This window comes from Ewingella sp. CoE-038-23, assembly GCF_040419245.1.
Lineage (GTDB): Bacteria > Pseudomonadota > Gammaproteobacteria > Enterobacterales > Enterobacteriaceae > Ewingella > Ewingella allii.
Map to the genome: position 1 here is coordinate 4,297,465 of NZ_JAZHOH010000001.1, position 22,989 is coordinate 4,320,453.

Here is a 22,989-nt window from a genome sequence, read left to right on the forward strand (position 1 = left end):
TACATTTTGAGCGCAACGAGAGGGATTTATGTCAGTAAAGTTAATCGCAGTGGATATGGACGGCACGTTTCTCGATGATGATAAAAAATACAACAAAACGCGTTTTTTGTCGCAATATACCCAATTAAAACAGCAGGGTATTAAATTCGTCGTCGCCAGCGGTAACCAATATTTCCAGCTTAAATCCTTCTTCCCTGAAATCGCCTCTGAGATTGCCTTTGTCGCCGAGAACGGCGCTTATATTGTAAATGAAGGGCAGGACGTGTCAGTGGCGGAAATCCCTGCCGAGTCCGTCGAGAAAATCCTCAATTTCCTGCATGAAATTCCCGGCGTGCGCACGGTAATTTGCGGCAAGAACAGCGCCTATATTCACGCGTCCCGCCCTGAAGATTTTTACCAGAAGATGAAACGTTTTTACCATCACCTGATTCAAATCGACAGCACCAGCGAAATCAACGACACCATTTTCAAATTCGCCCTGAATATTTCCGACGAGCATCTGGCGGAGCTGATGACTTCCATTGACCGCGAGCTGGGCCATATTGTCACCCCGGTTTCCAGCGGCCACGGCTCTGCCGACCTGATCATTCCCGGCCGCCATAAAGCCAACGGGCTGCGCATTTTGCAGGAGCTGTGGGGCATCGACGATAGCGAAGTCGTCACCTTCGGCGACGGCGGCAATGACATCGAAATGCTGCAACAGGCCGGGTTTGGCTTCTCAATGTCGAACGCCATGGCCTCGGCAACCGCCGCCGCCAATTACGTCGCTGGGTCGAACAATGAGGAAGGGGTGTTGGATGTGATTGATAAGATTATCAAGCACGAGAAACCTTTTGCCTGATTGAGGAAGTGTGGCGGTTCTGGGTTTGATACCTCCCCTTTCAGGGGAGGTGCAGCACAGTTTTATCTCGACACTTTCCCGCGCAGCGGCACGTCCTTCATCATCAACGCCAGCCCGAACCCGACAATCATCACCGCCGCGGCGATGTGATACACCGAGTGGATCGCCGAGCCAAAGGCTTGGAAATAGTCCTCGCGGATGGTCGGTGGCAGCTCGTGCACTGTCTTCGCTCCTAACGCGCGGGGCAGCTGGGTGCCCGCCGGGATCAGCGCTTCCAACTTGTTTTGCAGCACATGGGTGAAGACCGCGCCAAAACCGGCGACGCCAATCGAGCCGCCAATTGAGCGGAAAAGCGTGGTGCTCGAAGTCGCAACACCAATCATCTTCAGCTCGACGCTGTTCTGCGCGGCGAGGATCAGCACTTGCATCACCATCCCGATCCCCAGACCCACCATCGCCATATAGAGATAAAGCGTATACAGCGGCGCGTCGAGCTTCATGGACCCCAGCAGCATCATGCCGATAAAGGCCAGCAAGGTGCCGACTGGCGGGAAAATACGGTACTTGCCGGTCTTACTGATAATCCGCCCGCTAAGAATCGAACTAAAAATAATCCCGCCCATCAGCGGCAGCATCTGCATCCCCGCTTCGGACGGCGTCGAGTCTTTCACCACCTGCAAATAGAGCGGCAGGAAAGTCACCGAGCCGAACAGCGCCATACCAATGATGAAGCTAATCAAGCAGCTCAGCATAAAGGTGCGCTGGCGGAATAAATGCAGTGGGATGATGGGTTCAATCGCCAGCCGCTCTTCGTAAATAAAGCCGCCCACCGAGACTAACCCGAAGGCCAAAATGCACCACAGTTGGCCGTCTGACCATGACAGCACGGTGCCGCCTTCGCTGGTGAACAGAATGATGCAGGTCAGCGCGGTCGCCAAATACGCCGCGCCAATGTAGTCAATCTCATGCTTAACGCGCTCTACCCGCGACTGGAATGCCGCACCGATAATTAACAGCGCCATAACCCCCAACGGCAGGTTGATGTAGAAAATCCAGCGCCAGCTGAAGTGCTCCACTAGGAAGCCACCGAGCAGCGGACCGATCACCGTTGCCAGCCCAAATATCGCCCCGAAGAAGCCCTGATATTTGCCGCGTTCGGCAGGAGAAACAATGTCCCCCACTGCCGCCATCGCCACCACCATCAGGCCGCCGCCGCCCAAGCCTTGCAAGGCGCGCATCAGGATGAGTTCGGTCATGTTCTGCGCCAAACCACAGAGCGCCGAGCCGACCAAAAACACAATGATCGCCGTTTGCAGCACGATTTTGCGGCCAAACAGGTCGCCGAATTTGCCGTACAGCGGCACTACGATGGTCGATGCCAGCAGGTAAGCCGTGACCACCCAAGACAAGTCGGACAGACCGCCCAGCTCGCCGACAATGGTGGGCAGCGCGGTAGAAACGATAGTCTGATCTAACGCCGCCAGCAGCATCACCATCATCAGCGCGAAGAAGACAATGCGGAAAGAGGGTTGGCTCTGCGCCACCGGGGCTTTCTCTGCTTGTCCATTGCCGATCAGGCTGGATTGATTCTCTAGTGTCATAAAAGGAGTCTGACTTGTAATTAATTAACTGGATAATTAATATATGAGAAACTCAATCATCTGGTCAATGGATCAAAGTGAATATATCGCCGTCAAAAAGTGGTAAAACGTCTTAATCAGAATCCACCTACACCTCTCAGGGAAAGTCATGACAGAGAAACAACCGCGTCGTCCGGGCCGACCGGCAGGCACCAGTAAAAGCGCCGATAAGCGCGATCTTTTGTTGGATACCGCCCTGAAAATGTTTGCCCAGCAAGGCATTGCCGAGACCCCACTGAGCGCCATTGCCCGCGAGGCTGGCGTCACCTCCGCCATGCTGCATTACTACTTCAATACCCGCGAACAGCTGCTGGACGTGCTGATCGACGAGCGTTTTCTCCCCGCTCGCGCCTCGGTCGGTAGCCTTTTTGAAGCGCACCCGAATGACCCTGTGGCAGCCATTACCGCGCTGGCCCAGCGTTTTATCGACATTTCCGTCAAGCACTCTTGGTTTGCGCCGCTGTGGATACGCGAAGTGCTCAGCGAGAGCGGTTTGCTGAAAGAGCGGATGGATGCGCGTTTTGGCGACAATGAAAAAAAAGCGGTTCACCAGTGCATGTTGGGCTGGCAAAAACAGGGTTATTTGAACCCAGACATTGAGCCGGAGCTGGTCTTTCTCTCCCTGTTTGGCCTGACGCTGCTGCCGATTGCCGCCATGCAAAACCAGCGTATCGCGGGGAAAACCAAGCTGACGGCCGAGGATTTATCCCGCCACGTCGCTGCCTTATTACTTCGTGGCATTGCACCCCAAAATAAGGAATAAACGCAGCATTTTATATGCGTAATACCTTCATTTTTAACTTTTTTACGACACAAAAAATGCTCGAGATGAGAGTAGAGTGTTTGGTCTGGATGTTAAAAATTTGAAGGATGAACGTTAAAAAAATGAAGGGAATGCCGCCGATTATTCTTGCTTTACTCGCCAGTTCATTGGTCCTGACCATTGGGCGTGGTATTACGCTACCCTTCATTACCATCTATCTCACCGAGCATTACCATCTGCTGCCCAAAAGCGTCGGCGTGATAATGGGGGCTAGTCTGGCCCTGGGCATCCTCAGCAGCCTGTACGGCGGCTATCTGGTGGATAAATTTAACCATCGAACGCTGATCGCCGCCTCGATAAGCTTCTTCTCACTCAGCTTTTTCCTGCTGCCGGTCCTGCCCTCTATCACTGGCGTGCTAGTGGTACTGGCGCTGCTCAACTCCTCCTATGCGCTGCTGAGCATCACCCTAAAAGCCTGTATTGCCAGCTGGTTACCCGTGGATAAGCGTGTGAAAGCCTTTTCAATGAACTACACGCTGATTAACGTCGGCTGGGCGGTCGGCTCTTCCCTTGGCGTATGGCTGGCAGGTTTTAGCCCAATGCTGCCGTTTTTGATCTCCGGCGGATTGGCACTGGTCACGGTGATCACCCTGAGCTGGGGCATTCGCAATATCCCCAATCGCCCGGCACAGGCGGAAATCGAACAGAAGCCGCTACCGAAGCCGAACTTGCGCCAAACCCTGAGCATTTTGGCCCACGACCGCCGCCTGATTTACTTCACCCTTGGCAGCACGCTGGGTTCGATCGTCTTCGGCCAGTTCACCGGCTACCTCTCGCAATACCTGATTTTGACCTCCGACGCCGTGTTCGCCTACAAGGTGATCGGTGCGGTGATGATCACTAACGCCCTGATTGTGATTGTTTTTCAGTATGCCCTTAGCAGCCGCATGCGCCAGGCCACCCTGCTCAGATGGCTGTTCCTCGGCACAGTATTTTTCATGATTGGACTGGCAGGCTTTATGCTGGCTGGGTCGTCGGTACTGATTTGGGTGATTGCGATGGCGATTTTCAGCTTCGGCGAGCTAATCGTCATTCCGGCGGAATATATGTTCATCGACTTTATTGCGCCGGACAATATGAAAGGCAGCTATTACGGCATGCAAAACCTGAGCAACCTCGGCGGGGCCATCAACCCCGTCCTCTGTGGTTTCCTGCTCAGTTACGCAGCCCCGCCGGTGATGTTTATCGTCCTCATCGCCTCCGCCGCCGCCGGCCTGCTGTTCTTCTGGCTGGGGCATAGATTGGCGGTGCGGGAGGCGGTTTAATAAAGTCTCGCCGCCGCAGATTAAAGAAACAATCTTTTGATTTTATTGTTTTTTCAAGATCAAAAAAAGGCCCAGAAATAACTCCGGGCCTTCCATCCATTACTCCTCCTTCAACCCACGATTTATCAGCATTGGCTCAATGGATGGAGCCTTGCCGCGCCAGGTTTCATAGAGCTTTTCGAGGTCTTCGCTGTTGCCGCGAGACAGGATTTGGTCACGGAACTTCTGTCCGTTTTCGCGGGTCAGCCCGCCCTGCTCTTCGATACCCGCGAAGGCATCATCGGCCAGCATTTCGGTCCACAGATAGGCGTAATAACCGGCGGCGTAGCCATTGCCCCAGATGTGTTGGAAGTAGCTGGAACGGTAGCGCGGCGGCACATAGGCTAGATCGATATTGTCTTTTTTCAGCGAAGCCGCTTCGAATTTATCCACGTCCTGCTCTGGCTCACTGGCGCTCAGGCTGTGCCAGTGCATATCGAGCAGCGCAGCGGCCAACAACTCGGTCATCTCATAGCCTTTATTGAACTTGCTGGCTTTCTCGATTTTGTCGCGCAGCGCCTGCGGCATGGCCTCGCCGGTTTGGTAATTCTTGGCGAAGTGAGAGAAGACTTTCGGATCACTCGCCCAGTGCTCGTTGAACTGGGATGGGAATTCAACGAAGTCACGCGGGGTCGCGGTTCCGGAGAGACTTGGATACTGCTGGTCGGCGAACAGGCCGTGCAGCGCGTGGCCGAACTCGTGGAACATGGTGATCACGTCGTCCCATGACAGCAGCGCGGGCTTGCCCTCTGCCGGTTTTTGGAAGTTGGCGACGTTATAGATCACCGGCTTGGTGCCAAACAGGTTGGACTGATCGACGAAATTGCTCATCCACGCACCACCGCCTTTGTTATCGCGCTGGTAATAATCGGCGTAGAACAGCGCCATGGATTGGCCATCTTTGTCGAACACCTCGAACACCCGCACGTCAGGGTTATAAACCGGCAGGTCATGGCGCTCTTTGAAAGTCACCCCGTAGAGCAGGTTGGCAGCATAAAACACGCCGTTTTCCAGCACATTGTTCAGCTCGAAATAGGGTTTGATCTGCGCGTCGTCGAGGTCATATTTCTCTTTGCGCACCTGCTCGGAATAGTGCTGCCAGTCCCATGCCGCCAGCTTGAAGCCGCCTTTTTGCTTATCAATTAGCGCCTGAATGTCCTGTGCTTCTCGTTCAGCGCGAGCAGTAGCGGCTGGAACAATTTTATGCATGAAGTCGAGCGCGGCCTGCGGCGTTTTCGCCATCTGGTTTTGCAATTTCCATGCAGCATAAGAAGGGAAACCCAGGATCTGCGCCTGCTCGGCGCGGACCTTCGCCAGCTTGGAAATCAGCTGGCGCGTGTCGTTAGCATCGCCGTGTTCAGCACGATTAATCGACGCCTCATACAGGGCTTTGCGCATGTCACGGTCTTCCAGTGGCTGAAGCAACGGCTGCTGGGTGGTGTTCTGCAACACCAGCAACCACGCGTCGGTCAGCTTGCGGTCTTTTGCCGCCTGAGACGCGGCGGAAAGCTCGGCTTCACTCAGACCAGCCAGCTGTTTTTGGTCTTTCACCGTCAGCCCGCCCGCCTTGCTGGCCGCCAGCAGCTTATTGGTGAATTGAGTGCTGAGCGTCGCCGCCTGCTGATTCAGGGCTTTGAGTTTTTCTTTGTCGGCATCAGACAGGTTGGCACCCGCCAGCTCGAAATCTTTATAAGTGACTTCAATCAGACGCTGGGATTCAGCATCTAATTTTAAGGAGTTACGCTGCTCATAAACCGTTTTCAGGCGATCAAACAGCTTGCTGTTGAGATGAATGCTGTCGGACATGGCGGCCAGTTTTGGCGAAGTGTCTTCGTCAATTTTCTGCAAACCGTCAGTGGTGTTCGACGAGGTCATCGCATCAAACACGCTCAACACGCGAGTCAGCAGCACGCCGGACTTCTCCAGCGCCACGTAGGTATTCTCAAAGGTTGGCGCAGCCGAGTCGTTGGCGATTTTATCGACCTCAGCCAGCTTCTGCTTAATACCTTCGGCAATCGCCGGGGCGTAATCACTCTCTTTATATTTGTCGAACTGCGGAGCCTGATAAATCAACGGGCTGCGTTCAAAGAAAGGGTTTACCGTTTGTTCGGGACTGTTCATGACATTTTCCTGCTTTGAGGTCGCCGTGGAAGGGGTCTCCGCCACTGCCACGTACGAGCTGCATGCCAAACTGATAGCCAAAAAGAGGTTTGAAAGACGCATTGAAGGATTCCTTTGCCTAATTTCCGTTAAGTCCTTGAGCATAGTAACAGCTCGCTGGATCAGCAAAATCGTGATGAGATTATTGTGAATTCTGCTGTTCATAGGTTATAACACCTGTAAATAATTACAGGTAACTCTCATGATAAAAAATCAGATCTTCATTCAGAAACGCATCAGCCAGTTGCAATTCACCGGTGAAATTTTAGAGGATTGCCGCTTTCTGCAATGCCGTTTTGACGGCGCAGATCTGAGCGACACCGCCTTCCTCAATTGCAGCTTTTATGATGATGAGAACCAGAAAGGCTGCTCTTTCCAGAACGCCCAAATGAAAGATGCCAGCTTTAAACACTGCGATTTGACCATGGCGGATTTCAAATATATTCAGGCGTTAGGCCTGGAAATGCGCGAATGCAAAGCGACCGGCGCAGACTTTGCCGGGGCTAATTTCATGAATATGATCACCCCTCGCAGCTGGTTTTGCAGCGCCTTTCTCACCAAAAACAACTTCAGCTACACCAATTTCAGCAAGGTGGTGCTGGAGAAATGCGAACTGTGGGAAAACCGCTGGAGCGGCGCCAATCTGCGCGGCGCAAACCTCAGTGGCTCCGACCTTTCCGGCGGCGAATTCACCGAATTCAACTGGAATGACATTAACGTCACCCACTGCGACCTGACCAACTCAGACCTCGGCGAACTCAACCTGCGCATGGTGGATCTCGACGGCGCGAAAATCGACGACTGGCAGCAAAGCCATTTGCTGGAGAAGCTCGGGGTGATTGTGATTCATTCTAAGTAGGGGGTGGGGGGAATGGTCAAGACAATGCATAAAGCTGGGTTAAGTACTCTTTTCCGTCCATCGCAGTTGTCAACTTACGGTTGACAACTGCCTCCTCAGACAACTCTTCCTTAGAGAATATGCTAATAGCACCGAAAAGTGCGTTTCCTCCCCCTCTGTCATCTGAACCCACAGCAGATATGCTATAACAGCCGTTCGCTGTGATAACGAAATTAACCTCATGAAAGATAATAGTATTTACTCGCCTCAAACGTCGATTCCTGAGAAGTCTCGGGTGCTCGGCTGGTCTGATTTATTCTCGCTGTGGTTCTCGCTCGGCATGGGTCTGATGGTGCTGCAGGCGGGCGCGATTCTGGCGCCGGGCCTTGGGCTGGCGGGTTCGCTGGCGGCCATTTTGCTTGGCAGCGCGGTGGGCGTGGCGCTATTGGCGCTGGTCGGCGTGATTGGCGGGCAGACCGGGCTGTCGTCGATGGCCTCGCTGCGGCTGACCCTCGGCAAGCGCGGCGTTGCCCTGCCGGTGCTGTTTAACCTGATACAGCTGGTCGGCTGGGGCGCGTTTGAAATCGTGGTGATGCGCGATGCAGCAAGCCTGCTGGCCCAGCGAGCTTGGGGAAGCGGCACGCCTTGGGCGAATTCGACCCTGTGGACCTTTATTTTTGGCGCGGTGGCGACACTGCTGGCGGCCAGCGGCCCTCTGGCATTTATTCGCGTAGTACTACGCCGCTGGGGTATCTGGCTGCTGATGGCAAGCTGCGCGTGGCTGACGGTTTATCTATTCCAGCACGCTGACCTCGCCGCCCTGTGGCACAAAGCCGGAGACGGTTCGATGCCGTTCGCGCTGGCCTGCGATATCGTGGTGTCGATGGCCTTTTCGTGGCTGCCGCTGGTGTCGGATTACACCCGCTTTGGCAAATCGGCGCGGCAGAACTTCTGGGGAACTGCCTGCGGGTATTTCCTTGGCAGCTGCTGGATGATGTCGCTCGGCGTGGCCTACACGCTGGCTTTCGTCACCAACTCGGCTGACGCCAATGCCCTTCTGCTGGCCCTTTCGGGCGTCGCCTTGGGCATTCCTCTATTGCTGATTTTGGTCGACGAACATGAAAATGCCTTCGCGGATATTCACTCGGCGGCCGTGTCTGCCGGCACCTCGCTGCCTATTAGCATAGGCAAACTGACGCTAGGCATTGGCCTGCTGTGCACGCTAATCGCCTGGAGCGTGCCGCTGACCCAGTATGAAAACTTCCTGCTGCTGATTGGCTCGGTGTTTGCGCCACTGTTTGGCGTGGTGTTGACCCATCACTTCATTTTGCGCCGCCACGCTCACCACGACCTGAATATGCGCTCGCTTGCAGCTTGGGTAATAGGTATCGCGGTGTATCACCTGATGGCGCATTTCCTGCCCGACGTCGGGGCTACGCTACCGTCACTGTTGGTTGCCGCACTGGTCTGCTGGGGGCTGGGGCGTAAAGCGTAAGCATAAAAAAACCGCCCCTAAAGGCGGTTTTCATGCATCAGAATAGAACGTAACTTACAGCGCGATATCGGCTGGTTGTTTCTGTTCTTTCTTCTCGGTATTGCCCTGTGGAGCCGGAGCAGCTTCTGCCGCCGGTGCCTGCTCAGCAGGTTGCGCTGCTGGCGTTGGGTTGTCGAGTTGCAGAACGCGGCTGGTGTAGCCCAATTCTTTCTCGGTCGCTTCCACGTTGCCGTTCAGTTTGGTGCCGTATGAAGGAATGATCTGCTTCAGTTTGGTCTGCCATTCTGGGGTAGCAACTTTATCTTTAAACACGGTTTCCATCAGGTGCAGCATGATTGGAGCCGCAGTTGATGCGCCCGGTGATGCGCCTAACAGCGCCGCGATGCTGCCATCTTTAGAGCTAACCACTTCGGTACCCAGACGCAGCACGCCGCCTTCTTTCGGGTCTTTCTTGATGATCTGAACACGTTGGCCCGCAGTCCACAGTCTCCAGTCTTCTTTCTTCGCGTCTGGGAAGTACTCTTTCAGCGCTTCGTAACGGTCGTTGTCGCTCAACATAACTTGGCTAATCAGGTATTTAACCAGATCGAAGTTGTTGATACCGACGTCAGTCATCGGGCCGATGTTAGAGAAGTTCACGGAACCGAACAGATCCCACAGAGAACCATTTTTCAGGAACTTGCTGGAGAAAGTCGCGAACGGTCCGAACAGCAGAACGCGTTTACCGTTGAAAACACGAGTATCCAAGTGTGGAACGGACATCGGAGGCGCGCCAACAGAGGCTTTGCCATACACTTTCGCCAAGTGACGGTTTACGATTTCTGGGTTTTCAGTCACCAGGAATTGGCCGCCAACCGGGAAGCCGCCGTAGTTGTCAGCTTCTGGAATACCGGATTTTTGCAGCAGGGTCAGAGACGCGCCGCCCGCACCGATAAACACGAATTTCGCCTTCACAACGCTCTCTTTGCCGTTGTTTTTCAAGTCAGCAACGGTCACGTTCCAGCTGTTGTCTGGGTTACGTTTGATATCGCGAACTTCGTGGCCAAGGCTCAGGGAGAAGTTTTGATTTTTTTGCAGCGATGCCACTAACTGGTGGGTGATTTCACCAAAGTTAACGTCAGTACCAATTGGAATGCGGGTCGCAGCAATTTTCTGATTAGGATCACGACCTTCCATGACCAGTGGGATCCACTCTTTAATTTTGGTTGGATCCTGAGAGTATTCCATGCCACGGAACAGGGTGCTTTTTTGCAGAGCCAAGTAGCGTTTGTGCAAGAAGTCGACGTTGGCGTCGCCCCATACAAAGCTCATGTGCGGCACGCTGTTGATGAATGAACGTGGGTTGTGCAGCACGCCATTCTCAACTTGATAAGACCAGAACTGGCGGGAAATCTGGAAACCTTCGTTGACTTCGACTGCCTTGGAGATATCGATTGAACCGTCGGCTTTTTCCGGCGTGTAGTTCATCTCAGCCAATGCCGAGTGGCCCGTACCGGCGTTGTTCCAGCCGTTAGAACTCTCTTCGGCAACGCCATCAAGACGCTCGACCATGTTGATCGACCAGTCTGGCTCAAGTTCCTGGAGGTAAGTACCCAGAGTGGCACTCATGATTCCTCCGCCGATCAGTAACACATCGACGGATTTTTCTTCTTCTGCTGCAAACGCGCGCGGGGTTAGCGCCATAGCGTTAAGGCAGAGGATCATGACGAGTAACTTTCTCATGACGTCTGTATCTCTTAAGTTTAGTTTTGTCTTTCAGGTGAAAAATGCCCAGATTTCATTGTAGTTGGTGAAATCAATAACCTGATGCGTACAGAGATAAGCGATTATCCCTGACAGAATGAAAGGGTTTTATTTACTGCGGAATGTGTTAACAAATTAAACACACATTGTTGTTGCTAGATATTCCAAATATCGACCTTTCGCAACCAATGTAACATTAACGCTACGTCAGCTAAAAATAACTTTAATTATTAAACTAATTCAGCAAAGTAGTTTTGCAGGTAAATTAGTTATATATCGTCGATTAAGAATTCGCTTGTGAACACTCCTCACGAGGGTGAGAAGGGTTCACTTCATCTTTAGTTAAAGGAGATTCCTCGCCCCGCAAGATCTGCCTCGGTTAGAATCGCGTCGTCGAAGACAAAATTGATCTCCCGATAAGCCTCGTGGGTCAGATAATAACTGACCGTCACCAGATCATCACCGCCGTAGGCTCTGACTAATAAATGGCCATCCTGGGATGAGAACTTCGCGTCATTAGCCTTCGCGCCTTCAAAACGCAGGGTGTTTTTAGCGCTCTCTTCTGGCCGGGCATATTCATAAACAATGTCCTGCCCATGCCCGCGCTGGAATATATAGATATCGGCATTGTCACCGCCGTGCAGCTCGTCATTACCGGCGCCGCCATCGAGCAGGTCGCAGCCCGCTTCGCCGTATAGCCTTTCGTCACCACTATCGGCTATTAATAAATCAGATTTACTGGTACCTGCTAATAAATGGGATTGCTCATCACCGAAGATATAATTTACTTCTGAAAAGAAGTCCAAGTCTCGTCGAAATGCTACATCATCTAACAAATTTTTATCCCGATAGATATCAATATATCTACGCAACCTTTTAATTAATGGCAATATATGAGCAGATGTACAATCCAGAGAAATTAAATCAATAAGATCAAATGTAGTATTATTCGGATTACTAGAAAAATTTCGATCAAATAATGCCAGTGTTCCTTGCAAGTCAAGTTTAACATTATCATCGCCAATCACAATTTTCACACTTTTTAAGTAAGGCTTCATGCGAGTTTGCACCAACAATGACTTATAAATAAAAAATGCCAACCCATCATAGGTAGCGAGCGTTTTTTGACATAACGACTTTACATCCTCTTCCGAGGTGTAATACAAATTGCTCCCCGACATACCTGAAAATGAATTAATAATGGCAATCAGAGGCTTGAGCTGATTCATTTGGTCAGTTATTTCTGAGGATATTTCTATTGTATCGGGCCGTAAAAAAGCATCCATAGATGTCAAACCAACCCCACTTCCCTCTGAATCAGTTTGTTGGAACGCAGGCAGTATCTCATTTTTATCATTGAATTTAGGGTCTGTTTTTGCCCAAGCGAGAATTAAGGCAGGAAGAAGCTCTCGTTGCTGATTTTTAGTATTGGCACGCGAATATTCAGCCACGATCTGATTTAACTCTGTCGATAATAAAGCAGCTTCGCGAAGATCTCTTAAATACCCCATACCCGCTATATTGATTACTTTTTTCTGCTCTGAAGTCAGTAAAATCACTTCAGTAAATAATCGGGATGCTGAATCAAAGCTAAAATTAACATCCCCCATTATACCGGTCGATTTATCAGCTTTTTCATAGCTACCTAAGGCAGCAAGCGTATTGCCACCATCAAGGTTAGTATTAACTTGTTGATGTTCCAAATTTAGTTGAGCAATCTGTAACTCAGTGAGGATAAATAACTCATCTGGCTGGCTGATACCATCTTGATTAAGATCCCGCCACACTTTTATTTTTTCAAAATGAGTATCATTTTTATTAATTACACCATCGTGATTACTGTCAAACTCTCTCAATGCACTATAACCATCAGCTAACCGGCTACCATTTTGTGATAGTCCCTGATCACCAAATAACTCGGAACCGTCATTGATCATGCCATCTTGATTCAGGTCGGAAACTAACAAGCCATCATCAGATTTAAGCCAGCCAGTACTGGTTCTGATTCCATCACCGTCGTGATCAAATAAGGCTCCAGCATAACCGTTAGTAGCTGTGGTTTCGATTCCGTCACCATCAAGGTCCAAACACAATGGATCATAGACATAGGTAAAGTATGTGCCATTACGGTTTTCACGCTTCCAGTCATTCAGTCTTTTGGCTAAATCATCAAACCCGAACAAACTGGCCAAAGGAGCAAAAAATGACTGGCCAGGATACATCCCAATCAATTCACCAAGATTAAGTTTGTCCCATAAGTAACTCATCAAAGCACCTCCAGCCACACCTGCGATAATAGGAATTAATCCTCCTATTATTGGGGCAGTAGCCCACGCCCCCATAAATAACACTCCTGCAACCATTCCCGCACCAAGCGCAGTGGCTGTCTTCATAATGTCATTTTGATCATCTTTTGCATAAGCGTTAGCGAGTTGAAGTAAGCTAAGAATAGACCCCGTATTTTTAAGGGTATTGTAGGCCGCATTTGCTGTAGCGCTAGATAGACCCTTTAAATTTGAGGTATATTTATTAATATTAGCATCGTTCTTTTTAATATCATTCAACGCGGAATTATATTTGGCCCTTTCATTTTCATATAAAGTCGACTCTACCCCTCCGTTTGAGGGTGAATACTTATTCATTTCGGCCTGATAGCGCGTTGCCTTCGCTGCATTTATCTCTCTATCAAGGATCTCCATATGAAGTTTTGATGCCATGCTACTTTTTGCACTTTCAAGATCGTTAGCACCATAATTATCTTTTATAAACTCATCAATACTGGACTTAATAGTTCCTGTATATAAAGTAGTGCTGTCTGTTGCTATAGAATTGTCAACATACTCCCTGATAAGGGTGCCTATTTCGGCCAAATCATTTTTTTGCTTTTCACTAAATATCATTATTTTACATCCTTATAAAATTGAAATTAATGTTACTGTTAAAAGACATACAAACAAATACGGTGCATGACTCTTTGGAAATCAACCATCTCATTATTAATCCACAACCAATATATAATAAAACCCTCTCCTAAATATTTAACCCCTGATTACAACACATCAAACTTAAGTCCATATGATTACTCTGCTTTGTTAACAAAATCGGGAAGAGTAAAGAATGGGGCCATAAAAGAAATAACTCCAATTTGTAACATGCTAAACATTAGAGTATGTAGGAAATAATTATTATCATCAGATATAAAAAGTGAAGAAAAACAACGATAACCGCATGTGATATCTTCAGAAAGTGCAAGGTAGAATCCTAATAATGAAAGCACCACAATAATAAAACAACATATGTTACGCTTTAGCATTTTAAATCTTATCTTAAATGAATAATTGACTTTTATAACAACCTTAGGTTTGTTATAAAAAAATACAGCAATTGACGATATGCTTATCAGAATAAAGCTATAATACAACAACCACATATTAGCATTCTGCGAAATGCGGCCGCTAAAGCCAAATCTCTCGAGTATATCCCTGTAAGTTGGTGAAAACCCCTCAAAATAATCGAATGCCATCGGATTAGATAAAATAAATGACAAACAAAGTCCAATAACCAAAGGGACTATAAAAAAGCACTTTGCTATTAATTTACCATTTTCATCTGAAATAATTACATTTAACTCACGAACAGATTTCTCATCGTTAAGGTCCATTAAATCCACTCTCCTTTCATTAAGAATGGCGGGAGAAAAAAACATTCAAATGCCATTTGGTTTGATAAAATAATAGATAAAAATACCACAGTGACTACAGGGATTTTAAAGAGATATCGATAAGAAAGTTTCTCATTCTTTTCTGCAAATGAAATATTCTGCCTTACACTTTGTTGCCTAGGGTCCAGCTTCTTATCATTGACATCCATGCCTTGCCCTCCCTGTTAACTGATAGCCATTCTCAATAAGCTATAACTAAAAACAAGGCGGCACCAACATTTTTTATAATTATTTATCCTCTAGCCATAATTATTAATATTGATATGGATTTAAAAGTTAACTTAAATTAAAACATTCACAATAGTTATAAATAATGATCTTATTTAGCACTCTCCCCGCTTAATATAACTCATTAAATTAACCACTAAGTTATTATGGGTTCCCCATAATACTAAAGAAAAATATAACATCTCACACTCAACTCAGCGCACTCAACAATATTTGTCCACGCAAGGCCATTTGGTCGGCAGGATTATGTCCAATTAACATGTAGTTAAAACCTTTGGCGCGCCAATAAATAACATTCATACCCCGGCGGATTTCACTTTGCTGGGAGGTGTCGCCGCGCTGGGATGAGCGAGTGATACACAGGGCCATCGGGCCGTGGGTGGCGTCGAGATAGGTGATCTGCGCGATATTGTACTGGTCATAATTGAGCAGGCGGGCATTTTTCAGCGTCGCCCCCTGTAGAGCGAGTCTATCGGGGGTCAGGGTGGTACCCAGCGAGGCATTCACTCGCTGCAATTCTTGTTGCTGCTGCTCTGGAGATTCATGGATATCAGCCAGCGTGTCGGCGGAATAGAGCGACATATATTCTGCGACCAGATTGCGCCAGCCGAGATCTTGCTGAGGCTCGGCAAAAGGCACGGCGTAGCGCCCGACGGCAATCCCTACTGCAAGGAAACTCACCGCGGCGGCCAGCAGGTGGCGACGACTAACGCCCTGTTTATTCGCAACTTTTGGCGCACTAACGGGATCTGGAATGGCATCCAGCCGGGCCTGCAAGCTGGCAATTGGCGCTTCGGACAGCAAAGGCTCATAGGCTTCATGGAAAGGCAGATTGCTGTAAGAGAGCTGATTGAGGCGATCGGCCAAAACTTCGTCACTCTGTAATCGCTGAGCAACCTGTTCGCGCTGGGCTTCGCTCAGTTGATTGTCGAGCCAGGCCACCAGCACTTCATCAGGGAAAGGGATCGGCAGACGTTCTTGCGTCATTTTTTCTCTCCCTGTTGTGGTTGGAAAGGCGTCACGGCGGATTTCGCCAAGGTTTGTCTGGCGGTTGCCAGCCGACTCATGATGGTTCCCACCGGCACAGCCAGCGTATTGGCGGCCTCTTGATAGGTAAAACCTTCGACATACACCAGAAAAACCGCGTTTCTCTGGGCTTCGGGTAAGCCGCCGACCTGCTGCATCACCTGCAATTGCCAGCGGCGGCTTTCAAAATCACCGGACTCACTTGAGGTGCTCACGTCATCAATATCCACAAATCCCTGTCCCTGACGAACTTGCTGCGCCCTAAGCTCGTTGATCCAAATCGAATGCAAAATCGAAAATAACCAGCGATCGATGCGCGTCCCCTCTTCGAACTGCGCGCTGCGCTCAAGCGCCCGCACGCAGGTCGATTGCACTAAATCATCAGCCACATCGCGTTTTCGCGACAACACCATGCCGTAACGCCAAAGACGCGCCAGACAGAGGCTTAATTCATGCCGGATCTCGGTGGATGTGATTTTTCACTACCTCGTGGTCAATCGATTTTATGATTCCGGGTGGCCCTCGATCGCGGCATTCAGGTCGCGATACTCTTCACAGCCGGTGCCGCAAATCCCTTTAATCGTGGCGAGCTGCGCCTTAGCCAAGTCCGGACGGCCTTTGATCATGTACGCTTCGCCAAGGTATTCACGCACTTTGGCGTAATGCCCGTCGAGCGCGATGGAACGCTGATAATAGCCGATCCCTTCATCCGTGCGCCCCAATTTACGCGTGGCATAGCCGCGATAATTCCAGGCTTCGCGGGTGTTGGGCTGTTGCAGCGTATCGAGCAAATTTAAGGCTTCCTGGAAGCGACCGGTTTTTGCCAGATGATAAGCATATTGGGTCTTATCCTGATCGGAAATCTTACTGCCTTTTTCTACCATACAGCTTTTGGTTTTACTGTCATAAACCTGACCTTTCGGGCAGTCCGGCGTTTTCTCCGAGTCATCGCCCATGGCGTGGGCCGCGATTGAGAACATCGACAGGCCCGCGCACAGGCACAGGGCGGAGAGCGTGGTGAGATTATTATTTTTTTTCATTGTAGGGTCCTGAGTAGCAAGGTGTTGGCTTTGTTTCTTATGAGCGGCCGTGGCTGCCCGGTAGCATGCGACGCAGCGTGCCGTCGCGTAAGACGTAATGGTGGAATAGCGCCGCCAGAGCATGCACCCCGGCCACAATAATCAGTGCCCACGCCACGTTGTTATGCAGCATGCCGAAGGTGCGCGGCATCACGCTGTCGAAATCGAAAACGTCGGGGATCGGGAATAAACCGAAGAAGTAGAACGGCTCGGCCTGCGCCCAGCGGAATAAAAAGCCGAGCACTATTTGCGAAATCAGCAGCAGATAGAGCACCAGATGGGTCAGGTGCGACGCGGCTTTCATCGCCGTCGGCATGGCAATAGGTTCCTGCTTGCTGCGGCCGGTGCTCACGGTGAATAAGCGCCACAGCAAACGTCCGATAATGATCACCGCCAGCAGGATGCCCACGGAGATATGCACGGATTGCAGCCCTTTGCGCAGCGGGGTGCCGCGATCCAGCAATTCCCAAATATGCGCGCTGGCAAACATGAAGATAACAATGAGCGCGGTGGCCCAGTGCAGAGTGATCGTCAGGCCGTCATAGCGACGGCGCAGCGTTGGAGCTGAAGTGTTTTGCATAAAGAAAGGCCCATAAGTGTCCGATTTGTCAGTAAACACTTGAGTGGTGATTTTTATTCGATGGTTTTAGAAATTTTTTTCGATTTTTGTATTGGCGGCGATTTCGCAATAAAGAGAAAAAAGCATCAAGCTTCCATCAGGCCTGCCGATAACCGTTATGCACATCCTTTAAGTCAAATTAAAACCATTACAATCATAAAAACTGTCAGGTGGGGTATCGCTGGTGAACGAAGCATCTAAAGAGCAGTTTGTCCGTCGCAATAAGTTGGGTATTTTGGCCGTCCTGCGTGATTTGAAGAAGAACAACACGCTGGTCATGGTGTCCCACGGGCGCGGGCAATTTATCAGCAAAATTCTGGACGTTTTGCCGGATACCAACCAATTGCTGTTTGATCTGGGCAGTGGTGATTACGACAACCAGCTGGCAAAAGAGGCGCAAACCCTGAATTTCGTGGCGGAACCGGCAGGAGCGAAAGTCGAGTTCACCTCGGGACAGGCGCAGGAAATCAGCTGGCAAAATCTGCCGACCTTTAGCTGCGAAATCCCGCCGGAGCTCTATTTCATTCAGCGCCGCGAGTATTTCCGCGTCAATATTCCGCTGCAACCGACTTATGTCTGTCGCGGCAAATTCCCCGACACCAGTGATTTCAGCTTTCGCCTGAAAGATATCTCGCTGGGAGGCATCGGCCTGCACGTCGACAAAGTGATGCCACTGGCGATTGAAGCTGGCACGGTGATTAAAGACTCTCTGGTGGAATTAGCCGAGTTTGGCTCTTTCAAACTGGATTTGGAGTTTATCAGCGCGATGGACCGGCAAACGGTAAGCAGTAAAGGAGAAACGGTCACCAGCCAGCGGCTCAGTTTCCGTTTTCCTTATTTATCCCCCGCGCAGGAGCGCGACCTGCAACGGGCGATATTTGAGCTGGAAAAGCAGCAGCATCAGAAAGCGAAACGCTTCCGCGATTAATGACTCAATCAGTCTTATAAGAACATGCCGCCCGATGCTTCCACGCGTTGGGCGTTCATCCAGCCACCCGCGTCACTGAGCATCAGCGCCACCATGTGGCCGATATCATCCGGCAGGCCGACGCGCCCCAGCGCGGTGTTGGATGCCACAAATTTATTCACGTCAGGATTATCTCGTACTATACCGCCGCTGAAGTCAGTGGCAATCGCTCCCGGAGCCAAAACGTTGGCCGTTATCCCACGTGCGCCCAGCTCTTTAGCCTGATAACGCGTCAAGACCTCAATACCGCCTTTCATCATGGCGTAGGCTGAAGAACCCGGCAGAGCAAAACGCGCTAGCCCACTGGAAATATTCAATATACGGCCACCATCAGCCATCAAAGGCAGCAGTTTTTGCGTCAGGAAAAACGGCCCTTTAAGATGAATATTCATCATTAAATCAAACTGTTCTTCGGTTGTTTCACTGAACAGAGAATGGTTGCCAACGCCTGCGTTATTCACCAGAAAATCAAAGCTTTCGCGCTGCCAGGTATCCGCCAGCAGGGTCTTCACCTGCGCGGCAAACGCGATAAAAGATGTGCTGTCGCCGACATCCAGCTGCAACGCCGCGGCTTTGCCTCCTTTGGCCTGCACGGCGCGGACAATGCTGTCGGCTTCTTCACGCTGGCTGTGATAAGTCAAAATCACATCCACGCCCTGATCTGCCAGTTTTTCTACTGCATTCTTGCCCAAACCACGGCTTGCGCCGGTAACGATCGCGATTTTATTGCTCATAGTAGACTCCGCAGTGAATATCGTGGGTACACGTTGTATGAAATAGAGTCTATTGGCAGAATGGATAACGATAAACAAGGGTAAATGAGTTTCACTGTTCCATATAAAACAACAATGGATGGAAATGTGGATAAAATTCAATCGATGCAGGTGTTTGTTCGCGTCGCAGAGCTGAACAGTTTTACTCGCGCCGCCGAAAGTTTGAGTCTTCCCAAGGCCAGCGTCTCGCGGCTAATTCAGCAATTGGAAAGCCAACTTGCCGTGCGCCTGCTGCATCGCTCCACCCGCCGGGTGCAACTGACGCAGGACGGTCAGGTCTATTACGACCGCTGCAAAGAGCTGCTGGCCAGCGTCGAGGAGATGGAAACCCTGTTTCAGGCTAACCCTGCGACCATCAGCGGCCGCCTGCGGGTAGATATGTCGGTCGCCATGGCGCGCGATTTTGTGCTGCCAAAGCTGGGCGAATTCCTCAACCGCTACCCGGCCATCGAGATTGAACTCAGCAGCACCGACCACCGGGTTGATGTCATTCGCGAAGGTTTTGACTGCGTGATCCGCGTCGGCACGCTGAAGGATTCGGGGCTGATCGCTCGCCCGCTCGGGCAACTCAACATGATAAATTGCGCCAGCCCGGCTTATCTCCAACGCCACGGCACGCCGCTGCATCCGGACGATTTATCCCAGCACGCCATGGTGCATTACGAGCAGACGCTGGGCGCGCGGACTTCCAGCTTTGAATATTTAGAAGGCAAAACGCTGCGTTCTGTGAAGACCGGCGGCGCGGTGACGGTCAACAGCACCCAGACTTACTCCAGCGCCTGTCTGGCGGGTTTAGGCATTATTCAGGTGCCGCTGATGGGGATGCGCGAGTACCTTGAGACGGGCCAATTAGTCAAAATCTTGCCGCAGTACAACGCGCCGCCAATGCCTATCTCACTGGTTTATCCCCATCGGCTGAATCTTTCCAGGCGAGCCAAAGTGTTCATGGATTGGCTGACCGAAATCACCCATGCCCATCTCAAATAGGGCCGGCCTCTTGAGCAGTGGCTGAGCAATCAGCCATTGGCCCGGCAGCGGGCGCGATTGAGCAGCTATACTAAACTGATGGAAAATCTCAAAAATAAGGACTCCGTGGATTAATGCCAACCACCAATAAACCAGAAACGCTCGAACAGGAAGACGCTAAGCCACTGATTAATATCAAAACCGGCAATCACGCTGTGGACAAAAATATTACCCGGGCTTCGAAGCTGGTGACGCGCATCCAGTCATGGGGCTGGGTCGCCCATTTGCTGCGGGCCACGGAGCGATTCAACGATCGCCTCGGCAGCCAGTTCGGCGCGGCTATTACCTATTTCTCCTTTTTGTCGCTGATCCCGATTTTGATGGTGTCCTTTGCCGCCGTGGGTTTCATTCTGGCCTCCAACCCCGACCTGCTGGCGCGACTGATTGGCAAAATCGTCAACAGCATCAGCGATCCCAACCTTGCCAGCACGCTGAAAAACACCGTCAACACGGCAATTCAGCAGCGCACGGCGGTGGGGCTATCCGGTTTGCTGATTGCACTTTATTCCGGGATTAGCTGGATGGGGAATCTGCGCGAAGCGATCCGCGCCCAGTCCCGCGACGTGTGGGAGCGCAATCCGCAGGATAAAGAGGTGATTTACAAGCGCTATATTCGCGACTTCATCTCGCTGACCGGCCTGGTGCTGGCGCTGATCATCACACTGTCGCTAACCTCGATTGCCGGTTCGGCGCAGAAATCGATTGTTGATGCTTTAGGCCTTGGCGGCATTGAGTGGCTTCGCCCGGTGATGACCTCGGTCACGCTGGTGATTTCCATTGCGGCTAACTATTTATTGTTCCTGTGGATATTTTGGATGCTGCCGCGCCACAAGCCGCGTAAAAAAGCCCTGCTGCGCGGCACTTTGCTGGCAGCTATCGGCTTTGAAGTGATCAAGTTCGTCATGACCATGACCTTGCCACGGCTGGCAAGCTCGCCCTCCGGCGCGGCTTTCGGCTCGGTTATCGGCCTGATGGCCTTCTTCTACTTCTTCGCCCGGCTAACGCTGTTTGTCGCCGCCTGGATCGCCACCGCGCAATACAAAGGGGATAAGGAAATCGAGCAGCCTGAGACTCATAACGCCGCTCAATAAGTGCCCTGATTTATATCGTGCCAGACAATATTCGTTGTCTGGCATTTTATTTGGCCATTTACCAGTGAGTTGTTCTAACCTTTATCCATTTATTGAACAGATAAACCTGATATCACTTCAGATGGAAAACATTCCCCCATTTGGTGCAATTGCGCCGTTCTCCCTCCGCCCTCTGGCGTTGAAAACGTCACATTCCCTGCTTAATATGCCTTTAGCAAACATTTCTTTACATAACATCCATCCTTTCAATCACAATAAGAATCATCGCTTATGCAAGCCTCAGTCACACCAGAATTAGCAGCTGACGCCCACCTGGTCAGCCAAAACTCCCGCGGCAAAGTCATCGTTGCGTCGCTGATCGGCACGGCCATCGAATTTTTCGACTTCTATATCTACGCCACGGCGGCGGTGATCGTTTTCCCGCATATCTTCTTCCCGCAGGGTGACCCAACGGCGGCAACGCTACAGTCTCTGGCGACCTTCGCCATTGCCTTTATCGCTCGCCCAATTGGCTCGGCGCTGTTCGGCCACTTCGGCGACCGCGTTGGCCGTAAAGCCACGCTGGTTGCCTCGCTGCTCACCATGGGGATTTCAACCGTGGTGATCGGCCTGCTGCCAACCTACGCCAGCATCGGCGTTTTCGCTCCTCTGCTGCTGGCACTGGCGCGTTTTGGTCAGGGCCTGGGTCTGGGTGGTGAATGGGGCGGCGCGGCGCTGCTGGCGACAGAGAATGCGCCAGCCAAGAAGCGCGCGCTTTACGGCTCTTTCCCGCAGCTTGGCGCGCCGATTGGCTTCTTCTTCGCCAACGGCATGTTCCTGCTGCTGTCGTGGTTACTGACTGAACAGCAATTTATCGACTGGGGTTGGCGCGTGCCTTTCCTGCTCTCCGCCGTGCTGGTACTGATTGGCCTGTATGTCCGCGTTTCTCTGCATGAAACGCCGGTGTTCGCTAAAATTGCTAAGGCCGGAAAACAGGTTCGCATCCCTATCGGCACCCTGTTTAGCAAGCACCTGAAAGCCACCGTACTGGGCATGTTCATCATGGTGGCGACTTACACCCTGTTTTACATTATGACTGTCTATTCATTGAGTTACGGCACGCAGCCGAAGCCGCTGGGCTTGGGCATTACCCGTAATGACTTCCTGCTGATGCTGATGATTGGCGTGGTTGGTTTTGGCGTGATGGTGCCGATTGCCGGCCAGCTGGCGGACTCCTTTGGCCGTCGCAGAACCATGATTTGCATTACTCTGCTGATGATTGTCTTTGCCCTGCTGTTCCCTTCCCTGCTGGGTTCGGGTTCACAGACGCTGGTAATGATTTTCCTGCTGTGCGGCTTTGTGATGATGGGGCTGACCTTCGGCCCGATGGGCGCCCTGCTGCCAGAACTCTTCCCGACCGAAGTTCGCTATACCGGCGCGTCATTCTCTTATAATGTGGCATCGATTCTTGGTGCATCGGTTGCGCCTTACATCGCGACCTGGCTGGCAACCCGCTACGGCCTGTTCTATGTCGGCGTCTATTTGGCTTCCATGGCGCTGATCACCCTGATCGCGCTGCTGCTGTCGAAAGAGACTCGCGACCAGTCACTCTGATTGATTCCCCCGCATCACTCGG

At 51.0% G+C, this 22,989-nt stretch carries 20 protein-coding genes; 9 read left to right on the forward strand and 11 right to left on the reverse strand.

Annotated elements, in window-relative coordinates:
- Nucleotides 1-28: 28 nt before the first annotated feature.
- Nucleotides 29-841, forward strand: coding sequence for a Cof-type HAD-IIB family hydrolase (locus tag V2154_RS20655; RefSeq protein ID WP_353503665.1), 813 nt, complete (start codon nucleotides 29-31; stop codon nucleotides 839-841).
- A gap of 62 nt (nucleotides 842-903) precedes the next feature.
- Here the strand turns inward: V2154_RS20655 and V2154_RS20660 are convergent, their stop codons facing one another.
- Entirely contained in the window at nucleotides 904-2,442 is a 1,539-nt protein-coding gene (locus V2154_RS20660) for an MDR family MFS transporter (RefSeq protein WP_353503666.1), read from the reverse strand.
- A 148-nt stretch (nucleotides 2,443-2,590) separates the two neighbouring features.
- Between V2154_RS20660 and V2154_RS20665 the strand changes: the two genes are divergently transcribed.
- Both V2154_RS20665 and V2154_RS20670 read left to right on the forward strand, forming a co-directional pair.
- Nucleotides 2,591-3,244, forward strand: a complete 654-nt coding sequence (locus tag V2154_RS20665) for a TetR/AcrR family transcriptional regulator (RefSeq protein ID WP_353503667.1) — start codon at nucleotides 2,591-2,593, stop codon at nucleotides 3,242-3,244.
- Between the two features lie 122 nt (nucleotides 3,245-3,366).
- Nucleotides 3,367-4,569 (forward strand): MFS transporter, encoded by a 1,203-nt coding sequence (locus V2154_RS20670; protein ID WP_353504043.1) that lies wholly within the window; start codon nucleotides 3,367-3,369, stop codon nucleotides 4,567-4,569.
- Nucleotides 4,570-4,668: 99 nt separating this feature from the next.
- Here the strand turns inward: V2154_RS20670 and dcp are convergent, their stop codons facing one another.
- Complete coding sequence (gene dcp, locus V2154_RS20675) at nucleotides 4,669-6,831, reverse strand: peptidyl-dipeptidase Dcp (RefSeq protein ID WP_353503668.1); 2,163 nt, start codon at nucleotides 6,829-6,831, stop codon at nucleotides 4,669-4,671.
- Nucleotides 6,832-6,970: 139 nt separating this feature from the next.
- Between dcp and V2154_RS20680 the strand changes: the two genes are divergently transcribed.
- Nucleotides 6,971-7,627 (forward strand): Qnr family pentapeptide repeat protein, encoded by a 657-nt coding sequence (locus V2154_RS20680; protein WP_353503669.1) that lies wholly within the window; start codon nucleotides 6,971-6,973, stop codon nucleotides 7,625-7,627.
- A 220-nt stretch (nucleotides 7,628-7,847) separates the two neighbouring features.
- Entirely contained in the window at nucleotides 7,848-9,101 is a 1,254-nt protein-coding gene (gene cytX / locus V2154_RS20685) for a putative hydroxymethylpyrimidine transporter CytX (RefSeq protein ID WP_353503670.1), read from the forward strand.
- A 54-nt stretch (nucleotides 9,102-9,155) separates the two neighbouring features.
- Here cytX and mqo read toward each other — a convergent pair whose 3' ends face one another.
- The 8 genes from mqo to V2154_RS20725 all read right to left on the reverse strand — a co-directional run bounded on the left by mqo (nucleotide 9,156) and on the right by V2154_RS20725 (nucleotide 17,478).
- Complete coding sequence (mqo, locus tag V2154_RS20690; protein WP_353503671.1) at nucleotides 9,156-10,823, reverse strand: malate dehydrogenase (quinone); 1,668 nt, start codon at nucleotides 10,821-10,823, stop codon at nucleotides 9,156-9,158.
- Nucleotides 10,824-11,182: 359 nt separating this feature from the next.
- Nucleotides 11,183-13,744: an SPM autocatalytic domain-containing protein gene (locus V2154_RS20695; protein ID WP_353503672.1), complete on the reverse strand. Its 2,562-nt coding sequence runs from the start codon at nucleotides 13,742-13,744 to the stop codon at nucleotides 11,183-11,185.
- A 179-nt stretch (nucleotides 13,745-13,923) separates the two neighbouring features.
- On the reverse strand, nucleotides 13,924-14,505 hold the full coding sequence (locus tag V2154_RS20700) for a hypothetical protein (RefSeq protein WP_353503673.1): 582 nt from the start codon (nucleotides 14,503-14,505) through the stop codon (nucleotides 13,924-13,926).
- The gene (locus tag V2154_RS20705; protein WP_353503674.1) at nucleotides 14,505-14,714 is read right to left on the reverse strand and encodes a hypothetical protein; all 210 of its coding nucleotides are present in this window, start codon (nucleotides 14,712-14,714) and stop codon (nucleotides 14,505-14,507) included. The genes V2154_RS20700 and V2154_RS20705 overlap by 1 nt, the downstream gene beginning before the upstream one ends.
- A gap of 268 nt (nucleotides 14,715-14,982) precedes the next feature.
- Complete coding sequence (locus V2154_RS20710; protein WP_353503675.1) at nucleotides 14,983-15,780, reverse strand: anti-sigma factor family protein; 798 nt, start codon at nucleotides 15,778-15,780, stop codon at nucleotides 14,983-14,985.
- A complete protein-coding gene (locus V2154_RS20715; RefSeq protein ID WP_353503676.1) occupies nucleotides 15,777-16,232 on the reverse strand; it encodes a sigma-70 family RNA polymerase sigma factor in 456 nt (151 codons plus the stop codon). The genes V2154_RS20710 and V2154_RS20715 overlap by 4 nt, the downstream gene beginning before the upstream one ends.
- Nucleotides 16,233-16,322: 90 nt before the next feature.
- Nucleotides 16,323-16,859 (reverse strand): tetratricopeptide repeat protein, encoded by a 537-nt coding sequence (locus V2154_RS20720; protein WP_396131812.1) that lies wholly within the window; start codon nucleotides 16,857-16,859, stop codon nucleotides 16,323-16,325.
- Between the two features lie 37 nt (nucleotides 16,860-16,896).
- Nucleotides 16,897-17,478, reverse strand: coding sequence for a cytochrome b (locus V2154_RS20725; RefSeq protein WP_353503677.1), 582 nt, complete (start codon nucleotides 17,476-17,478; stop codon nucleotides 16,897-16,899).
- Between the two features lie 223 nt (nucleotides 17,479-17,701).
- Here V2154_RS20725 and V2154_RS20730 point away from each other — a divergent pair, with 223 nt between their 5' ends.
- On the forward strand, nucleotides 17,702-18,445 hold the full coding sequence (locus V2154_RS20730) for a flagellar brake protein (protein WP_353503678.1): 744 nt from the start codon (nucleotides 17,702-17,704) through the stop codon (nucleotides 18,443-18,445).
- A gap of 14 nt (nucleotides 18,446-18,459) precedes the next feature.
- Here V2154_RS20730 and V2154_RS20735 read toward each other — a convergent pair whose 3' ends face one another.
- The gene (locus V2154_RS20735; RefSeq protein ID WP_353503679.1) at nucleotides 18,460-19,218 is read right to left on the reverse strand and encodes an SDR family NAD(P)-dependent oxidoreductase; all 759 of its coding nucleotides are present in this window, start codon (nucleotides 19,216-19,218) and stop codon (nucleotides 18,460-18,462) included.
- Between the two features lie 126 nt (nucleotides 19,219-19,344).
- Here V2154_RS20735 and V2154_RS20740 point away from each other — a divergent pair, with 126 nt between their 5' ends.
- The 3 genes from V2154_RS20740 (at nucleotide 19,345) to V2154_RS20750 (ending at nucleotide 22,967) form a co-directional block, all read left to right on the forward strand.
- The gene (locus V2154_RS20740) at nucleotides 19,345-20,244 is read left to right on the forward strand and encodes a LysR family transcriptional regulator (protein WP_353503680.1); all 900 of its coding nucleotides are present in this window, start codon (nucleotides 19,345-19,347) and stop codon (nucleotides 20,242-20,244) included.
- A gap of 113 nt (nucleotides 20,245-20,357) precedes the next feature.
- Nucleotides 20,358-21,374, forward strand: a complete 1,017-nt coding sequence (gene yhjD / locus V2154_RS20745) for an inner membrane protein YhjD (RefSeq protein WP_353503681.1) — start codon at nucleotides 20,358-20,360, stop codon at nucleotides 21,372-21,374.
- 270 nt (nucleotides 21,375-21,644) lie between these two features.
- On the forward strand, nucleotides 21,645-22,967 hold the full coding sequence (locus V2154_RS20750; RefSeq protein ID WP_353503682.1) for an MFS transporter: 1,323 nt from the start codon (nucleotides 21,645-21,647) through the stop codon (nucleotides 22,965-22,967).
- Nucleotides 22,968-22,989: the final 22 nt, after the last annotated feature.

Excerpts from the sequence above, each read along its gene's own strand:
- V2154_RS20665 (WP_353503667.1), top strand. The coding sequence starts at position 2,591 with ATGACAGAGAAACAACCGCGTCGTCCGGGCCGACCGGCAGGCACCAGT.
- V2154_RS20655 (WP_353503665.1), top strand. The coding sequence starts at position 29 with ATGTCAGTAAAGTTAATCGCAGTGGATATGGACGGCACGTTTCTCGAT.
- V2154_RS20720 (WP_396131812.1), bottom strand. The coding sequence starts at position 16,859 with ATGAAAAAAAATAATAATCTCACCACGCTCTCCGCCCTGTGCCTGTGC.
- V2154_RS20750 (WP_353503682.1), top strand. The coding sequence starts at position 21,645 with ATGCAAGCCTCAGTCACACCAGAATTAGCAGCTGACGCCCACCTGGTC.
- mqo (WP_353503671.1), bottom strand. The coding sequence starts at position 10,823 with ATGAGAAAGTTACTCGTCATGATCCTCTGCCTTAACGCTATGGCGCTA.
- V2154_RS20670 (WP_353504043.1), top strand. The coding sequence starts at position 3,367 with ATGAAGGGAATGCCGCCGATTATTCTTGCTTTACTCGCCAGTTCATTG.
- V2154_RS20735 (WP_353503679.1), bottom strand. The coding sequence starts at position 19,218 with ATGAGCAATAAAATCGCGATCGTTACCGGCGCAAGCCGTGGTTTGGGC.
- V2154_RS20710 (WP_353503675.1), bottom strand. The coding sequence starts at position 15,780 with ATGACGCAAGAACGTCTGCCGATCCCTTTCCCTGATGAAGTGCTGGTG.
- yhjD (WP_353503681.1), top strand. The coding sequence starts at position 20,358 with ATGCCAACCACCAATAAACCAGAAACGCTCGAACAGGAAGACGCTAAG.
- cytX (WP_353503670.1), top strand. The coding sequence starts at position 7,848 with ATGAAAGATAATAGTATTTACTCGCCTCAAACGTCGATTCCTGAGAAG.
- V2154_RS20700 (WP_353503673.1), bottom strand. The coding sequence starts at position 14,505 with ATGGACCTTAACGATGAGAAATCTGTTCGTGAGTTAAATGTAATTATT.
- V2154_RS20715 (WP_353503676.1), bottom strand. The coding sequence starts at position 16,232 with ATGGTGTTGTCGCGAAAACGCGATGTGGCTGATGATTTAGTGCAATCG.
- V2154_RS20725 (WP_353503677.1), bottom strand. The coding sequence starts at position 17,478 with ATGCAAAACACTTCAGCTCCAACGCTGCGCCGTCGCTATGACGGCCTG.
- dcp (WP_353503668.1), bottom strand. The coding sequence starts at position 6,831 with ATGCGTCTTTCAAACCTCTTTTTGGCTATCAGTTTGGCATGCAGCTCG.
- V2154_RS20705 (WP_353503674.1), bottom strand. The coding sequence starts at position 14,714 with ATGGATGTCAATGATAAGAAGCTGGACCCTAGGCAACAAAGTGTAAGG.
- V2154_RS20680 (WP_353503669.1), top strand. The coding sequence starts at position 6,971 with ATGATAAAAAATCAGATCTTCATTCAGAAACGCATCAGCCAGTTGCAA.
- V2154_RS20695 (WP_353503672.1), bottom strand. The coding sequence starts at position 13,744 with ATGATATTTAGTGAAAAGCAAAAAAATGATTTGGCCGAAATAGGCACC.
- V2154_RS20660 (WP_353503666.1), bottom strand. The coding sequence starts at position 2,442 with ATGACACTAGAGAATCAATCCAGCCTGATCGGCAATGGACAAGCAGAG.